Genomic DNA, 15,997 nt, shown 5'->3' on the forward strand with positions numbered 1-15,997 from the left:
CGGAGGCAGCAGCAGTGAATAAAGTTCGTGAATATTACCAGAAAACAATAGAATTTTGGAAGAGCCGTTCTCTCCTGCAAAAGTCACTTATGATTGGTGCTATAGTTGGCTTGCTGATGATTATTTTGGTTTTCAGTCTACTTGCCAATCGATCGAATCTCGTTCCTTTGTACAGTGATCTTTCTCTTCAGGAAACGGGACAGATAAAAACTGAACTTGAAGCTAGAGGGATTACCTATGAAGTTGCGGATGGCGGGTCTTCTATTTTAGTTCCTAAAGAAAACGTTGATTCTTTACTCGTTGACTTAGCTGCCCAGGGTATCCCGGATAGTGGAAGTATAGACTATTCGTTCTTTAGTGAAAATGCTTCCTGGGGGATGACTGATGGGCAACGGGAAATGATTGAGTTGGACACTCTGCAAACAGAAATATCCAATTTAATTAATAGTATTCAGGGTATTCAAGGCTCTGAAGTGTTAATTACGAAGCCTGAAGAAAGTGTTTTTATGAATGAACAGCCTAAAGAAGCATCTGCTTCGGTGGTTGTTCATACCCAGCCTGGTTATGAATTTAATCAGGGTCAGATTAACGGGCTTTATCATCTCGTTTCAAAAGCGGTTCCTAACCTTCCTACTGATAATATCGTCTTAATGAACCAATATTTTGAGTATTTTGATCAGAAAAATTCAAATAATGCTACAGCAGGAAATACGTATATGGAACAGCAGGATATCAAAAAGGACATTGAGCGTGATATTCAAAGCAGAGTTCAACAGCTTTTAGGCACCATGATTGGACGGGAAAATGTAGTCGTATCTGTTACCACCGATGTTGACTTTACTAAGGAAAACAGGACTGAAGAGTTAGTAGAGCCGATTAATGAAGAAGATATGGAAGGTCTTCCGGTAAGTGTAGAGCGTATTACCGAAACGTATTCCGGTACAGGTGCACCACCGGATGAAGCTGGTGTGGGAGATGAGAACGTACCAGGATATCCAGGTCAAGATGGGGAAGGTACGGACTCCGAATATGAAATGGTCCAGGAAACGATTAATAATGAGTTTAATAGAATACAGAAGGATATTGTAGAGAGTCCTTATAAGGTAAGAGATTTAGGAATTCAGGTCGCCGTAGACTCAAAAAAAGCACAGCCTGATGAGGAAGGAAATGCTCAATTCTTAACAGCTCAGGAACAGGCAACAGTCAGGGAGAGTATCTCTTCTATTTTAAATTCCATGATTTCAACAACCGTATCCGGTGAGTATGGGGAAATAAATCCTGAAGAAAAAGTTTCGATTGTGTTCCAGGAATTCAACTCACAGCCGGCAGCAGAACCTGCACCAACTCCTGTTATTCCGACATGGCTGTATATAGCAGGTGGTGTATTGCTATTAGCAGTCATCCTTCTATTAATTCTGCTGTTCAGAAGAAAGAATCAGGATGATGTAAGTGGATATAATGAAGAAGTTACTGAGGAACAGGTTTCAGTACCAGATATCGAACAACCACAGGAAACGGAAGAAACAATGCGAAAAAGACAGCTTGAAAATATGGCTAAAGATAAACCAGAAGAATTTGCAAAATTATTAAGATCATGGATTTCAGAGGATTAAGGGGGCACAAGGAATGGTCAAAGCCAAAACAGAGTTAACAGGAAAACAAAAAGCAGCCATTCTATTGATTTCTTTAGGTCCTGATGTATCTGCTGAGGTTTATAAGCATTTGTCAGAAGAAGAAATTGAACAATTAACCCTGGAGATTTCATCTGTACGCAAGGTGGACTCAAACCAAAAGGAACAGGTGATTGATCAGTTTCACCAGATTGCATTAGCACAGGATTATATTACACAAGGTGGAATTGGCTATGCCAAAACCATTTTGGAAAAAGCTCTTGGTGATGGAGAAGCATCACAAATTATCAATCGACTTACTTCATCCTTACAAGTAAGGCCTTTTGATTTTGCAAGAAAAGCTGATCCCACTCAAATCCTGAACTTTATCCAAAATGAACATCCTCAAACCATCGCGCTGATTCTTTCCTATCTGGATTCAGAACAATCGGCGCAGATTCTATCGGAGCTGCCTGAAGATATTCAGGCAGATATAGCCAGAAGAATCGCAGTTATGGATTCGACCTCTCCTGATGTCATTAATGAGGTTGAAGAGATATTGGAGAAGAAATTATCTGCTACGGTTACACAGGATTACACACAGACTGGTGGTGTTCAAGCTGTCGTGGAAGTTCTTAACGGGGTAGACCGGTCTACAGAAAGAACAATTCTGGACGAACTCGAAACACAGGATCCGGAACTGGCGGAGGAAATTAAGAAACGAATGTTTGTCTTTGAAGATATTGTCACTCTTGATAATCGTGCGATACAGAAAGTCATCAGAGAAGTGGACAATGAGGATCTTATTCTATCCCTTAAAGTGGCCAGTGAGGAAGTACAGCAGGTCTTATTCAGTAATATGTCTAATCGAATGGCCGAGAATTTCAAGGAGGAAATGGAATTTATGGGGCCTGTTCGCCTGCGGAATGTAGAAGAAGCACAAACAAGAATTGTATCAACTGTCCGTCACCTGGAAGAGATTGGCGAAATTGTCATTGCCCGCGGTGGAGGGGATGATATCATTGTCTAATCTTTACAGAGTTAATATTTCCAATGCACCTGAAAGTTCGAAAACAATCTCCATTAAACCTTTCAAGTCTATGGAGGATGAAGAGCAGAATACGTCAAGTGCACATGATGATGCTGTGATAGAAATGGAAAAACAACGTGAAGAGCTTCTTTTGGATGCAAAGCAACAACGTGAAGATGCCAAAGCAGAGGCAGAACAAATCATAAAAGATGCAAGGGCTCAAATTCAACAGGAGCACGAGAACTGGCAGCATGAAAAAGAGGAACTCTATAAAGAAGCAGAACAAAATGGTTTTCAGGATGGATATAAGGAAGGGAAAAAAAAGGCTGAATCTGATTTCAGATCCTATGTAGATGAGGCAACTTCTCTTATAACACTAGCGAAGAATGAGTATACACACATTGTTAATCGAAGCGAAAAAGATATTCTTATAATGGCGCTAAAAGCCGCTGAAAAAATGATTGGTCATAAACTCGATGAAGATCATGATGAAGTGTTTCTTTCGATTGTCAAACAGGCCATATCAGCCGTGAAAGATTCTCCTGAGATTAACCTTTATGTGTCGGTACAGGAATATGAACAGCTTCTTCAATATAAAGAAGAACTGCAAAATGTATTAAGCGATCAGGCAGAGCTAACCCTTTATCCCAGCCGTGAAATGGAACAATACGGCTGTATAATCGATACGCCCAGTGGACAGGTGGATGCAGGGGTTGATACACAGCTGAACATTCTGAAACAAAGGTTATTGGATTTGCTTGAGGAGGATCAATGGAGTGGAAACCAATCAATGGCTGAAACGGATTGAGGATACAGCAACCGTTAAAAAATATGGAAAAGTAACCCGGATTGTCGGACTAATGATTGAAGCAACAGGTCCCGAAACAAGTATAGGCGATGTTTGCTTCGTTTACACAAATGGTAAATCAAGTAAACCAATCAAGGCAGAAGTGGTAGGTTTTCAGCAAAAAAGTGTTCTTTTAATGCCTTATTCAGAATTAAAGCATATAGGCCCTGGCTGCCTGGTAGAGTCAACGAATCAATCTCTTGTCGTTAAAGCCGGAAACAGCTTAATAGGGAATGTCCTGAATGGATTAGGAGAGCCTCTGGATGGTTCAAGCCTTCCTGAAAATCTCACATATGTGCCAACCGACCAGGATCCGCCGAATCCGATGGAACGAGCCCCTATAAGAGAGCCCATTTCCATTGGTATTAGAGCTATTGATGGTCTGTTGACCGTAGGTAAAGGACAGCGGGTAGGTATTTTTGCCGGCAGTGGTGTGGGTAAGAGCACATTACTCGGTATGATTGCAAGAAATAGCGATGCTGATATAAATGTAATTGCTTTAATTGGGGAAAGAGGCAGGGAGGTACGTGAGTTCATTGAAAAAGACCTGGGCGATGAAGGGTTAAAAAAATCGATTGTAGTCGTGGCCACATCTGATCAGCCTGCTCTTCAGCGAATTAAAGGAGCTTATACAGCAACTGCCATCTGTGAGTATTTCCGTGATCAGGGATTGAATGTAAACCTGATGATGGATTCCGTTACACGAGTAGCCATGGCTCAGCGTGAAGTTGGACTGGCATCAGGAGAACCGCCAACAACGAAAGGTTACACACCAAGTGTCTTTGCTATTTTGCCAAAGCTTTTGGAACGAACCGGAGCGAATAATCGCGGCTCCATTACGGCATTTTATACGGTGCTTGTAGATGGGGATGACATGAATGAACCTGTAGCCGATGCGGTTCGGGGGACATTGGATGGTCACTTTGTTCTGGATCGCTCGATTGCTGAACAGGGACGTTATCCGGCTATCAGTATTTTGAAATCGATAAGCAGGGTTATGCAGAACATTTCTTCAAGAGAACACTTGCAGGCTGCAGAATATATTCGCAATATCCTTGCAACATATGAAGAAAATAAAGAACTCATACAAATAGGCGCCTATAAAAAGGGAGCATCAAGAGAGGTTGACCAGGCCATTTCCTTCTATCCTCAAATTGTTAAATATTTAAAACAGGATGTACATGAGAATGTTACAGGTGGAGAAGGAATTCAGATGCTATTGGAGCTTGCTAATGGGAGTGAGCGGTAATGTCCAGTGTGGAAACCTTTAAAAAAATATTAAATATCAAAATGATAGAAAAAGATCAGGCACAAAAGGATTACCAGAATGCGATGGATCAATTTGAAGCCAGTGCTACGGAATTATATTATCTTCTGAAAGAGAAGGAAGATTTCGAAGCGCATATGAAAGAACAGATTCAGTCACGGATTCGAGCTTATGAAATACGAAATTACCACCAATACATTCAGAGTCTGAATCAAAAAATAAATGAGCTGCAGCAGCATGTACAAAGAACCAGGGCGAATATGGAGAATAAGCAGCAGTCATTGACAGAGTCCTATATAGAAGTGAAGAAATATGAAAAAATTGTCTTTGACCGAAAGCTCAAGTTCAAGCAAATGGTGGAAAAACAGGAAAATGAAGTGATCGATGAAGCTTCGGTACAGCAATATATTCGTCATAGGGAAAAGGTGAAACCATGAGTCAAAAAAACTACGAAAAGGAAAAGACCAGTAAAATCCAATGGTTTTTGTTCGTTATCGTTATTCCTGTTATCTTTGCGATCACCCTTCTTTTCGTTGTATTAAGCATAGCCGGGATTAATGTTGTCGATATGGCGGAAAAACATAACATTCCTGTGGTTTCGGCGCTGGTTCAGGGTGATGAAAAAACGAAGAATGAAAAGAAAGACACACAAATTTCCGAATTACAGGAAACGGTCAAAAATAAAGAAACCAGTATTGAACAACTGGAGACGAAGGTTGAATCAAAAGAAGAAAAGATTGCAGAACTGGAGCAGACCATTAGTGAACTGACCAATCAGCTGAATGACCAGAAGGAAAAACAGCAAAATCAGGAGGAACAGGTAAAAGAGGTATCTCTTACATTTGAAGAAATGGATCCTGAATCGGCTGCACCCGTTATTGAAAATATGGATCAGGAAGTGGCTGTAAAAATTCTGACCGAAATTCCTTCCGAACAAAGAGGGGCCATTCTTTCGGCCATGAATCCAGAAATGGCCGCTTCATTTACAAGTGAACTATTAAACAATTAATAAGGACACTTGGAACGACCTTTGAAAGGGGGTGAAAAAACTTGAATGTCGCACTTCTTCAATCAATGCTGTCTCAGACAACAGCCAATCAGGAAGGAAAAATAATGACTGACAAGTCGAAGGATGGGGATAGCTCAAAAAACTTTTTAGCTTTACTTTCGAGCCTGCAGCCAACGGAGAAAGGAAACGCTGGTGCCGATTCAGCGCAGTCAGTTTTTCTTGGAGATTTGGCAAGTCAGCTCAGAGATGTCCTGCAAAGTCTGGAAGGAAAAGTGAACGAAGAATCTCTGAATCAACTAACAGCCACTCTGACAAAGCTGGCTAACGAATTATTACAAAATGATACATTCAGGTCGGCGGGGGGAGAAACTTCCCGTAACTCTGATGATCCGTTCACGCTTATCGACAACTCCTCCTTCTCTATTTCCAAGCTGCTTGAGAACATTAATGAAAATAAGGAGATAAAGCAGCAGCTTCTTACATTGGCTGGAGATTTCGTCAAAATGACAGAACAATTTATCAGTGCTGATAAAAGTCAGCGATTAAGTATGAGCAGGGAACTCCAATCTGCGTTGGTCAAGATATCAAATTTTCTATCTCAGGCAGGCCATACTTTAAAGCAAAACGGGCAAAGTACCCAGGCGAATTTTTTATTTCAGCAAAAGTTGACGGATACCAATCTGACTGGAAAACATGGGAATGGAAATTTGACGGCTCAGGTTAATCAGAACCAGTCGAACGCTTCCTTAACCAGAAGTATAAATCCTGTTTCAAATCATGGCAGTCAAACGATTCAAACGAAGGCAGCTCAGGAATTGTCTACTATAAAAACTGGCACTGCGGTTTCAGTTGACTCCATGCCGATGTCAAAAGTAGAGCAATTCACCATTTATCTTCAGCGAAACGGGGGTAACCAGGCAGCAACCAATAACAGCCATGATTTTATGGAGCAATTTCAAAAAATTATAAAGTCCAGCCGTTTTATTCAAAATGAAGGATCTTCACAGCTGACTCTAAAGCTGAAACCGGCCCATCTCGGAGACATGGTTGTTAAGTTTACACAGATAAATGGAGAGATGGCGGTACGAATTGCCGTTTCCTCACAAGCGGCTAAGGAAATGTTAGAGAGCAATATTAACCAGCTCAGACATATGTTTCAGCCCAATCAGGTTGTCATCGATAAGCAGGCTGAACCCATTTTGGCCCAACCGTCCTCATCCTATTTGAACTTTAGTCAGAATGAGGAAGAACAGGAGCAAAGAGGGGATACTTACCATCATGATCAGCTCGAGGATGAGGAAAATACAGATGAAGATTATGAGGACAAAAGCTTTGAGGACTATTTAAATCAGACGAAGGCAGGTGATCACTTTGACGCAGATTGATACATCGCTGTATTTGTCCAGTCAGAAAAATCAGGGAACAGGAAGCAGTACGCTTGGTAAGGATGATTTTTTAAAAATCCTGATGACGCAATTACAAAATCAAAGTCCTTCAGACCCTATGAAGGATAAGGAATTCATCTCGCAAATGGCTACTTTTTCTTCATTAGAACAGATGATGTCTATCTCCGGATCTGTAGACCAGCTTGTACAGCAGCAAGCCTATACACCGGTTGTTGAGTACAGCCATCTAATTGGTAAAGAGGTAGAATTTAAGACGAAGAATGAGGATGGAGAAGTCCAAACAGAAGGAAGTGGAACCGTTTCGGGTATTGCAGCGGGTCAGGATGGAACGGAAATCATTTTGCAGAATGAGAAGAGAATTCAGGTTCATTCGATCATAGAGGTAAGGGATTCTGAGTAATAAGCTGTTTCATAGAAAGAAGGGATGAGATGGATCATCGTATACATCAATTGCACAATCATCCGTTACAGCAGCAATCGTTAAAGACGTCACAGCCTGCAAAGCATAGTTCTGCAAAATCCTTTCAGACCCATTTACAGGAAGCACAGACTCAGCAGCCTTTGAAAATCAGTAAACATGCACAAAAACGTCTGGATGAACGAAATATCCAAATAAATGAATCAAAGTGGTCTGAAATTCAGGATCAAATGAACAAAGCAAAAACGAAAGGTGTAACGGACTCACTTGTTGTATTAGACGATGCCACCCTTGTTGTGAATACGAAGAACAATACTGTAATTACAGCAATGGGGCGTAAAGAAACCAATCATCATGTTTTTACAAACATTAATGGCACGATTGTATTACAGGATTCATAAAGGCTGGACCGTATGGGGGCCTTAGGCTGCGGACCGATCGAAGCAGCTATATGAAAATATTCCTAAGAGGAAAGGAAGATGTTACGTGTTACGTTCCATGTATGCCGGTATTTCCGGAATGAAAGGTTTTCAAACAAAATTAGATGTTGTTGGAAATAACATAGCAAATGTAAATACCTTTGGGTTTAAAAAAGGGAGAGTAACGTTTCAGGATATGATGAGTCAAACTATTCAGGGTGCTCAAGCTCCCCAAATTAATGAGAATGGTGAGCAAGTATTAGGTGGTAAAAATCCTATGCAAGTAGGATTGGGAGTTAACACTGGTAGTATTGATACGATTCATGATGGAGGTAATACACAGACAACAAATCGTTCATTGGATTTTGCTCTTGAAGGTGATGGAATGTTTGTTGTGGCAAAGAATACAGATTCTGGAGTTAACTATAACTATGATGGTAACGATATACCAGGAATAACTTTAGGGGAAAATGGCGATAACGTGAATTTCACAAGAGCAGGTAATTTTTACCTGGATGATAATGGTCATATTGTAGATCCAAATGGAAATTATTTAGTGGGAAATCCTACAACAAATGATGGTGTTGCACTTTCTCAAGTGAATATAGATGGGGTTAATCACACCGTATACTATAATTCAGATAATAATTCATATATCGACTCAGATGACAATGTATTTGAATATAATCCAGATACAGAAGAGTATGAAAATACAGCCAATGATGATTCTTTTGTAGAACAACAGGTTCAGCCAGTTTTAAGCCCATTACAAATCCCTGAAGATGCCGAGAGTTTTAGCATAGCCTCTGATGGAACTGTTAACTATGTTCAGGATGGTAATCCGCAGGTAGCGGGTCAAATTCAAATTGCTAAATTTTCAAATGCAGAAGGATTACAGAAAGCAGGAAACAATTTATTTCAATTGACTCCGAATGCGGGGGCTTATGATTCTGATAACGACGGAGTAATGGATTTACTGTCACCTGGTGAACAGGGTTCTGCTACTCTTCGCTCAGGTGCTTTGGAAATGTCCAATGTAGACTTGTCTGAAGAGTTCACTGAAATGATTACGGCTCAAAGAGGATTTCAGGCCAACACAAGAATTATCACAACGTCTGATGAAATCCTTCAGGAGCTTGTAAACCTGAAAAGATAATAAGCAGGGGAGGTAGAGTGAGGCTGGGACATGCAAATATTTTTGTCCAAGCCTTGCTCATGTAATCTATGATTCAAGTAACCAGGTTAAATGGAGAATCCTTTGTATTAAATGCTCTCTATATAGAAAAAATCCAGAACTTACCGGATACAACCATTACGATGATTTCCGGCAAGAAATATTTTGTGAAAGAAGAAAAACTGGAGATTGCTGAAAAAACCGCCCAATTTTATAAACGAATTGGCTTAATGGGTGTTCAGGCAAATTTGGAGGAGTCTTATGAACAAAAAAGTGATTAATATCATGTTAACCCTTTTAATCATCATCACGCTTGCTGGTATTGTTACCCTGGTGCTGATTATGAATAATAAAGACGAGAAAACCCATGCAGATGATGAAAAAAATGTTGAGGAAATGATTGAGACTTCATTTGAAACCGAAGAGATGACAACAGATCTGAAGGATGGAAACTTTATCCGCATACAGTTTCAAATTGTTACGGATAACAAGGAAACTATGAAAAAATTAAAAAAGGATTTTCGTTTAAAGAATGTGATGATCAAGGAGTTATCCAAAAAGGAATCTTCGGACTTTCGAGCAGGATTAGGAGAAATGGAGTCAGCGATTAAGGAAGAACTCAATCAACTATTAGATACTGGAATGGTTACAGATGTTTACACAACAAGCAAAATACTGCAGTAATATTTTATCTTAACCCATTCTCCATACAGGAGGTGAACTTTTTGGCCGAGGATGTTCTGTCACAAAATGAAATTGATGCGCTCTTATCCGCCTTGTCTTCAGGGGAAATGGATGCGGATGAGTTAAAAAATGAAGAGAAAGAAAAGAAAGTAAGAGTTTATGACTTTAAACGTGCCTTAAGATTTTCGAAAGATCAGATTCGTGGTATTACAAGGATTCATGAGAATTATGCCAGATTATTAACAACCTTTCTGTCCACACAGCTTCGTACATATTCTTCTGTGTCCGTAGCTTCTGTTGATCAGATTCCATATGAAGAATTTATTCGTTCGATCCCTAAACAAACCATCTTAAATATATTTTCTTTATCTCCTCTGGAGGGGAGAATTTTGATGGAAGTAAACCCCAATATAGCTTATGCCATATTAGATCGGGTTTTAGGTGGAAAGGGAGTCAGCTTTAACAAAGTTGAAAATCTAACCGAGATCGAAACAAAAATTATGTCCGCTTTTTTTGAGAAAACGATAGGAACTTTACAGGAGGCTTGGAGTTCATTAATGGATATTGATCCATTTTTAGAGGACTTTGAAATCAATCCTCAGTTTCTGCAAATGGTTTCGCCAAATGAAACGGTTGTTGTCATTTCTTTAAATACCTCGATTGGTGAATCCAGTGGAATGATTAACATATGTATTCCGCATATTGTGCTTGAACCGATTATTTCGAAGCTGTCTGTTCATTATTGGATGCAGAATCAATCCAGTAATGCCAAACCTGAAGATGCCAAAAAGATATCGAAACAGATCAAAATGGCTAAGGTTGATGTTAAGGCTGTACTCGGTGAATCTTCCATTACGATAGACGAGTTTTTGCAGCTAAAGGAAAATGATGTGATTCAACTAGAACAAAGCATTGAGGAGCCGCTGACCGTTTATGTTCATCAGGAACCTAAATTTCAGGCTCAGCCGGGTAAAAGAAAAAATAATTTAGCCGTACAGATACTCAATGAGATTAATAGGGGGGATGAACTTGAGTAATCGCGAAGAAATGCTTTCACAGGAAGAAATTGATGCACTGCTAAACGGCAATCAGAATCTCATGAGTGAAGAAAAACAATCAGACGAGGAAACATCGGACTCTCAGGAAATTACTGATGTTGAACGGGATGCTCTTGGTGAAATTGGAAATATATCATTTGGGACGTCTGCTACCACTCTTTCAACTCTATTAAATCAAAAAGTTGAAATAACCACACCAGCTGTTTCTGTGGTGGAGAACAAAAATCTCAGTGATGAATTTCCACACCCTCATGTAGCGATTTCTGTAGATTACACGGATGGATTCACGGGAATAAATCTGTTTGTCATTAAAGTAGAGGATGCTGCCATCATTGCCGACTTAATGCTTGGTGGGGATGGTACGTCGCCGGATACAGAATTGAATGATATACATCTAAGTGCTGTACAGGAAGCAATGAATCAAATGATGGGTTCAGCTGCAACAAGTATGTCGAGTATCTTTGATAAAAGAGTGGATATTTCTCCGCCTTCAATTACTCTAATGGATGTAAATAACGATGAAGGTACGGATAAGATTCCGGACAACGATTTGCTGGTGAAGGTTTCCTTCCGATTAAAGGTTGGTGAGCTCATTGATTCAAACATCATGCAACTCCTTCCTATTGATTTTGCCAGAGAGTTTGTGGATGAATTGTTAAATGGTCATGAAGATGAGCAGACGCAAACTGAAAAACCGGTTCAGGAAGAAAAGACGATGAATGTGCAGAACGATTTTGATTCTGTAAAGGAACCCGTTTCTTCTGCAGCCAATCATTCATACAGTCAGGAGCAAATTCCGGCAAGTCATACAAACCAGCAGCATTTTGGTTCGGAACGTCCTGTTGCTGAACCAAACATACAATCCGCGGCATTTTCGGAATTTGAAAATAACAAACTGGAAGCCCATCAGCAGCAAAACCTTGATATGTTAATGGATATTCCATTGAAGGTGTCTGTTGAATTAGGACGAACCAAAAAAACCATTAAGGAGATTTTGGAAATGGGCTCTGGTTCTATTGTTGAACTGGATAAATTAGCAGGAGAGCCTGTAGATATTCATGTGAATGACAAATTAATAGCCAAGGGTGAGGTTGTTGTTATAGATGAAAACTTTGGTGTTCGGGTTACGGATATCGTAAGCCAGACAGAAAGAATACAAAAGCTCAGATAAGGGGGAAGGTAAAATGGCACATAAAGTATTAGTTGTCGATGATGCAGCATTCATGAGAATGATGATAAAGGATATTCTGGAGAAAAATGACTTCGAAGTCGTTGGTGAAGCACAGGATGGAAATCAGGCCGTTGAAAAATATAAGGAATTAGAGCCGGATTTAGTTACTCTTGATATTACGATGCCTGAAAAAGATGGCATAACCGCTCTAAAAGAAATTAAGGAAAGTAACCCGGATGCAAAGATCATTATGTGTTCAGCAATGGGACAACAGGCAATGGTTATTGATGCGATTCAGGCAGGAGCAAAGGATTTTATTGTCAAACCTTTTCAGTCTGATCGTGTTATTGAGGCCATAAATAAAACTTTAGATATTTAATCGATTACGTGCGATAACGAAGTGGGGAAACGTTATGAACAGATATGTAAGGCCGATTCTATCATTAGTATTTATTATTGCTTTTATCGTACAGCCGATAAACCTTGGCTATGTACAGGCAGCTATGAATGTTGATGAATATTTCGACCAGAAACAAAACGAACAGCAAGAAGAAGAAAACAATGAGAGTAATTCTTCCGCTGAACAGGAACCGGAATTACAGGCAGACAACGGTTCTTTAATGGGGAATTTAATTAAAATGGTTATTATGCTTCTGATTGTTTTGGCTCTTATTTATTTCTTATTAAAGTTTTTACAAAAGCGAAATAAAATGTTTCAGCAGGTGCAGGCATTGGAGAATTTAGGCGGGATATCCTTAGGCTCTAATAAATCTGTTCAAATGGTCAGAATAGCTGATCGTGTCTTTGTCATCGGTGTGGGTGAGGATATCTCAATGCTGACAGAAATTGAGGATGAGGAAACGAAAGAAGAGTTATTAAAAGAAGATCAGGAAGCAAATACCAACCAGCCGTTTAAAGCCATGCTGAAATCCTTGGAGCAGAGAAAAGAACAGCAGAGTGATAAGGAATCAGTTACGAATTCCTTCAAAGAGCAATTTAACAGTGAGCTTAAGAAATTAAAAAATGGGAGACAAAAGCTGATGGAAAATAACAGGGATACCGGAAAAGAGGATCAGGATGGGTGAATTTGTAGACTTTTTTAATAACACGGATCCCCAGAGTGTCTCAACATCCGTTAAATTATTACTCTTATTAACTGTTCTGGCTCTTGCTCCAAGTATCCTGATATTGATGACAAGCTTTGCAAGAATAATCATTGTTTTGTCCTTTGTTCGTACATCTCTGGCTACACAGCAAATGCCGCCGAATCAAATATTAATTGCGCTGGCACTGTTTTTAACCTTCTTTATCATGGCACCTACTTTTCAGGAAGTTAATGAAGAAGCCTTACAGCCATTATTCAATGAAGAAATTACCATTGATGAAGCCTATGATCAGGCCAGTATGCCAATGAAGGAATTTATGGCCAAGCACACACGACAAAAAGATATGGCTTTATTTATGGATTATACCCAAATGGAGGCACCTGAGACATTAGAAGATGTGCCTCTTACAACATTAATCCCTGCTTTTGCCATTAGTGAATTAAAAACAGCTTTTCAAATGGGATTTATGATTTTTGTTCCCTTTTTAATCATTGATATGGCCGTTGCCAGTATTTTAATGTCGATGGGAATGATGATGTTACCACCAGTCATGATCTCTTTACCTTTTAAAATCTTATTATTTGTACTTGTGGATGGCTGGTATCTGATCACCCATTCATTATTAGAAAGCTTCTAGCTTTGGAAGGGAGCGCATCATTTTGAATAGTGAATTTGTTATCTCCTTGGCAGAGACTGCGGTGTACACGTTGCTTACGGTTATTGGTCCCATATTAATTCTGGCTCTGGTTGTAGGTTTATTAGTGAGTATTTTTCAGGCAACGACACAAATCCAGGAACAAACCCTTGCCTTTATTCCGAAAATCATAGCTGTTTTTATAGGGATTATTTTCTTTGGTCCCTGGATGCTTGTTCAGGTTGTGGACTTTACCGCAAATATATTTAACAATCTCCATCAAGTGATTGGTTAATATGTTAGAAGTCTTTGAACTTAGTAAACTGCCAGGATTTATCTTGATTTTTGCAAGGGTCATTGGTTTTTTCTTAACAATACCTGTATTTTCTTATCGTAATCTTCCCAGAACTCATAAGCTAGGTTTTGCGATTTTTTTATCATGGATCATGTTTTATACCGTAGATATCCCTGTTTTCCTGTTAAATGGGCAATTTATTCTCTTAATACTGAAAGAGCTTATTGTCGGGATACTTATCGGTTTAATTGCCTTTATTATATTAGGTGCTATTCAAATTGCAGGCGGATTTATTGATTTCCAGATGGGTTTTGCCATTGCCAATGTGATGGATCCGCAAACAGGGATCCAGAGTCCTTTAATTGGTCAATTTTTATATACCATTACCTTGCTTTTTCTCATAACGGTTGATGCCCATCATTTATTGCTTGATGGTATTTTTTACAGCTATCAATATATCGAAATCGATCAAATGGTTCCGTTTCAGAACGATTCGATTGTGCAATTTGTGATGGAAAGCTTTAGCCAAATGTTTTTAATCGCATTTCAAATGTCCATCCCCATCGTAGGCTGTCTGTTTCTGGTTGATGTTGCTTTAGGGATTGTGGCAAGAACCGTTCCACAATTGAACGTGTTTGTTGTAGGGCTGCCTTTGAAAATTTTTGTCAGCTTTGTCGTGATTTTTGTTTTTCTGGGTATTTATGTAACCTTAATACAACAATTATTTGAAACCATTCTCAACGCTATGAGAGGATTAATGTCTTTATTTGGGGGTGCTTAGTATGAAATGGTTATCCTTGGATTTGCAATATTTCGCAGGGGAAAAGACCGAAAAAGCTACCCCGAAAAAGCGTCAGGATTCAAGAAAAAAAGGACAGGTTGTGAAAAGTCAGGATGTTAATACCGCAATCCTTCTGTTTATGATGTTTATTTTATTTTTTGTCATGGGCGGGTACCTGAAAGAACGATTAATGGCGATCTATGAAAAAGGGTTTGTGGAATATATCCAGTGGAACGTAACAGCAGATACTGTCCAGTCCATGTTTTTTCAATACACGGTTGATGGGGTTATGGTGTTACTTCCCGTTATGATTGTGGCGGTTATTGCCGGACTGGCTTCTAACTTTCTGCAGATAGGGTTTTTATTTACCACCGAACCTCTAAAGTTTAACCTTGGGAAATTAAATCCTATAAAAGGAGCCAAGAAGATATTTTCGGCCCGGGCTCTGGTGGAGCTTCTGAAATCTTTATTAAAGATTACTGTCATCGGCAGTATTACATTTACGGTTATCTGGATGAACAAAGACCAAATGATGATCATGTCCTTAAAAGGCCTTGATAGTGCCCTCGCTTTTTTTGGACAGATGACGATAACCATGGGGATTGCAGCTTCCATAGGGCTTTTAATCATTTCCGTCATCGATTATATCTATCAAAGGTATGATCATGAAAAAAACATTCGAATGTCCAAGCAGGATATTAAAGATGAACATAAGAACATGGAAGGCGATCCACAAATAAAGTCCAAAGTAAAAGAAAGACAGAGGCAGATGGCTAATTCACGAATGATGAGTGAAGTACCAGATGCGGATGTAGTGATTACCAATCCGACGCACTATTCTATTGCGATTAAGTATGATGAAGATAAATATGATGCTCCTTATGTAGCAGCAAAAGGGGTTGACTATATCGCTTTTAAAATTAGGGAAGTGGCCAAACACCACGATATTCCCATGGTGGAAAATCGGTCACTGGCACGTTCCTTATACGCAAAGGTTGAAATAGGAGAAGTCATTCATGAAGACTTTTATCAGGCTGTTGCCGAAGTTCTTGCTTACGTATATCGATTGCAAAATAAAGTTTGAAGCA

20 protein-coding genes are annotated in these 15,997 nt (G+C 39.5%); all 20 read left to right on the top strand.

What is annotated here, in order from left to right; genetic code table 11:
* Positions 1-14 precede the first annotated feature (14 nt).
* The 20 genes from fliF (at position 15) to flhB (ending at position 15,993) form a co-directional block, all read left to right on the top strand.
* On the top strand, positions 15-1,613 hold the full coding sequence (gene fliF / locus ACZ5OK_RS08375; protein ID WP_343841110.1) for a flagellar basal-body MS-ring/collar protein FliF: 1,599 nt from the start codon (positions 15-17) through the stop codon (positions 1,611-1,613).
* A 13-nt stretch (positions 1,614-1,626) separates the two neighbouring features.
* Positions 1,627-2,640: a flagellar motor switch protein FliG gene (gene fliG / locus ACZ5OK_RS08380; RefSeq protein ID WP_343841112.1), complete on the top strand. Its 1,014-nt coding sequence runs from the start codon at positions 1,627-1,629 to the stop codon at positions 2,638-2,640.
* Complete coding sequence (fliH, locus tag ACZ5OK_RS08385) at positions 2,633-3,448, top strand: flagellar assembly protein FliH (protein ID WP_343841114.1); 816 nt, start codon at positions 2,633-2,635, stop codon at positions 3,446-3,448. Before fliG ends, fliH begins: the two co-directional genes overlap by 8 nt.
* On the top strand, positions 3,417-4,736 hold the full coding sequence (gene fliI, locus ACZ5OK_RS08390; protein WP_343841117.1) for a flagellar protein export ATPase FliI: 1,320 nt from the start codon (positions 3,417-3,419) through the stop codon (positions 4,734-4,736). The genes fliH and fliI overlap by 32 nt, the downstream gene beginning before the upstream one ends.
* Entirely contained in the window at positions 4,736-5,191 is a 456-nt protein-coding gene (gene fliJ / locus ACZ5OK_RS08395) for a flagellar export protein FliJ (protein ID WP_343841120.1), read from the top strand. Before fliI ends, fliJ begins: the two co-directional genes overlap by 1 nt.
* Positions 5,188-5,763 (top strand): MotE family protein, encoded by a 576-nt coding sequence (locus ACZ5OK_RS08400; protein WP_343841123.1) that lies wholly within the window; start codon positions 5,188-5,190, stop codon positions 5,761-5,763. The genes fliJ and ACZ5OK_RS08400 overlap by 4 nt, the downstream gene beginning before the upstream one ends.
* A 41-nt stretch (positions 5,764-5,804) precedes the next feature.
* The gene (locus ACZ5OK_RS08405) at positions 5,805-7,148 is read left to right on the top strand and encodes a flagellar hook-length control protein FliK (protein WP_343841125.1); all 1,344 of its coding nucleotides are present in this window, start codon (positions 5,805-5,807) and stop codon (positions 7,146-7,148) included.
* Positions 7,126-7,569 carry a flagellar hook assembly protein FlgD gene (flgD, locus tag ACZ5OK_RS08410; RefSeq protein WP_343841128.1) on the top strand — a complete coding sequence of 148 codons (444 nt, stop codon included), beginning with the start codon at positions 7,126-7,128 and terminating at the stop codon, positions 7,567-7,569. The genes ACZ5OK_RS08405 and flgD overlap by 23 nt, the downstream gene beginning before the upstream one ends.
* 29 nt (positions 7,570-7,598) lie before the next feature.
* The gene (locus ACZ5OK_RS08415) at positions 7,599-7,988 is read left to right on the top strand and encodes a TIGR02530 family flagellar biosynthesis protein (RefSeq protein WP_343841130.1); all 390 of its coding nucleotides are present in this window, start codon (positions 7,599-7,601) and stop codon (positions 7,986-7,988) included.
* Between the two features lie 97 nt (positions 7,989-8,085).
* Positions 8,086-9,162 carry a flagellar hook-basal body complex protein gene (locus ACZ5OK_RS08420; RefSeq protein ID WP_425542218.1) on the top strand — a complete coding sequence of 359 codons (1,077 nt, stop codon included), beginning with the start codon at positions 8,086-8,088 and terminating at the stop codon, positions 9,160-9,162.
* 68 nt (positions 9,163-9,230) lie between these two features.
* Positions 9,231-9,461 carry a flagellar FlbD family protein gene (locus tag ACZ5OK_RS08425; protein WP_343841134.1) on the top strand — a complete coding sequence of 77 codons (231 nt, stop codon included), beginning with the start codon at positions 9,231-9,233 and terminating at the stop codon, positions 9,459-9,461.
* Positions 9,442-9,864 carry a flagellar basal body-associated FliL family protein gene (locus tag ACZ5OK_RS08430; protein WP_343841137.1) on the top strand — a complete coding sequence of 141 codons (423 nt, stop codon included), beginning with the start codon at positions 9,442-9,444 and terminating at the stop codon, positions 9,862-9,864. Before ACZ5OK_RS08425 ends, ACZ5OK_RS08430 begins: the two co-directional genes overlap by 20 nt.
* Before the next feature lie 41 nt (positions 9,865-9,905).
* Complete coding sequence (fliM, locus tag ACZ5OK_RS08435; RefSeq protein WP_343841138.1) at positions 9,906-10,901, top strand: flagellar motor switch protein FliM; 996 nt, start codon at positions 9,906-9,908, stop codon at positions 10,899-10,901.
* Entirely contained in the window at positions 10,888-12,093 is a 1,206-nt protein-coding gene (gene fliY / locus ACZ5OK_RS08440) for a flagellar motor switch phosphatase FliY (protein ID WP_343841139.1), read from the top strand. The genes fliM and fliY overlap by 14 nt, the downstream gene beginning before the upstream one ends.
* A gap of 13 nt (positions 12,094-12,106) precedes the next feature.
* On the top strand, positions 12,107-12,472 hold the full coding sequence (locus tag ACZ5OK_RS08445; RefSeq protein WP_343841141.1) for a response regulator: 366 nt from the start codon (positions 12,107-12,109) through the stop codon (positions 12,470-12,472).
* Between the two features lie 34 nt (positions 12,473-12,506).
* Positions 12,507-13,178, top strand: coding sequence for a flagellar biosynthetic protein FliO (locus tag ACZ5OK_RS08450; RefSeq protein WP_343841142.1), 672 nt, complete (start codon positions 12,507-12,509; stop codon positions 13,176-13,178).
* The gene (gene fliP, locus ACZ5OK_RS08455; RefSeq protein ID WP_343841144.1) at positions 13,171-13,836 is read left to right on the top strand and encodes a flagellar type III secretion system pore protein FliP; all 666 of its coding nucleotides are present in this window, start codon (positions 13,171-13,173) and stop codon (positions 13,834-13,836) included. The genes ACZ5OK_RS08450 and fliP overlap by 8 nt, the downstream gene beginning before the upstream one ends.
* 22 nt (positions 13,837-13,858) lie before the next feature.
* Positions 13,859-14,128 (top strand): flagellar biosynthesis protein FliQ, encoded by a 270-nt coding sequence (gene fliQ / locus ACZ5OK_RS08460; RefSeq protein WP_343841146.1) that lies wholly within the window; start codon positions 13,859-13,861, stop codon positions 14,126-14,128.
* A gap of 1 nt (position 14,129) precedes the next feature.
* The gene (fliR, locus tag ACZ5OK_RS08465; protein ID WP_343841148.1) at positions 14,130-14,909 is read left to right on the top strand and encodes a flagellar biosynthetic protein FliR; all 780 of its coding nucleotides are present in this window, start codon (positions 14,130-14,132) and stop codon (positions 14,907-14,909) included.
* A gap of 1 nt (position 14,910) precedes the next feature.
* Positions 14,911-15,993 carry a flagellar biosynthesis protein FlhB gene (gene flhB / locus ACZ5OK_RS08470; protein ID WP_343841150.1) on the top strand — a complete coding sequence of 361 codons (1,083 nt, stop codon included), beginning with the start codon at positions 14,911-14,913 and terminating at the stop codon, positions 15,991-15,993.
* The last annotated feature ends 4 nt before the right edge of the window (positions 15,994-15,997 follow it).

It is taken from the genome of Salinibacillus aidingensis (assembly GCF_055393355.1).

Coding starts and splice junctions, on each gene's coding strand:
- fliG (WP_343841112.1), top strand. CDS start 1,627: ATGGTCAAAGCCAAAACAGAGTTAACAGGAAAACAAAAAGCAGCCATT.
- fliJ (WP_343841120.1), top strand. CDS start 4,736: ATGTCCAGTGTGGAAACCTTTAAAAAAATATTAAATATCAAAATGATA.
- ACZ5OK_RS08400 (WP_343841123.1), top strand. CDS start 5,188: ATGAGTCAAAAAAACTACGAAAAGGAAAAGACCAGTAAAATCCAATGG.
- ACZ5OK_RS08415 (WP_343841130.1), top strand. CDS start 7,599: ATGGATCATCGTATACATCAATTGCACAATCATCCGTTACAGCAGCAA.
- ACZ5OK_RS08420 (WP_425542218.1), top strand. CDS start 8,086: ATGTATGCCGGTATTTCCGGAATGAAAGGTTTTCAAACAAAATTAGAT.
- ACZ5OK_RS08425 (WP_343841134.1), top strand. CDS start 9,231: ATGATTCAAGTAACCAGGTTAAATGGAGAATCCTTTGTATTAAATGCT.
- ACZ5OK_RS08430 (WP_343841137.1), top strand. CDS start 9,442: ATGAACAAAAAAGTGATTAATATCATGTTAACCCTTTTAATCATCATC.
- fliY (WP_343841139.1), top strand. CDS start 10,888: ATGAACTTGAGTAATCGCGAAGAAATGCTTTCACAGGAAGAAATTGAT.
- ACZ5OK_RS08445 (WP_343841141.1), top strand. CDS start 12,107: ATGGCACATAAAGTATTAGTTGTCGATGATGCAGCATTCATGAGAATG.
- ACZ5OK_RS08450 (WP_343841142.1), top strand. CDS start 12,507: ATGAACAGATATGTAAGGCCGATTCTATCATTAGTATTTATTATTGCT.
- fliP (WP_343841144.1), top strand. CDS start 13,171: ATGGGTGAATTTGTAGACTTTTTTAATAACACGGATCCCCAGAGTGTC.
- fliR (WP_343841148.1), top strand. CDS start 14,130: ATGTTAGAAGTCTTTGAACTTAGTAAACTGCCAGGATTTATCTTGATT.
- flhB (WP_343841150.1), top strand. CDS start 14,911: ATGAAATGGTTATCCTTGGATTTGCAATATTTCGCAGGGGAAAAGACC.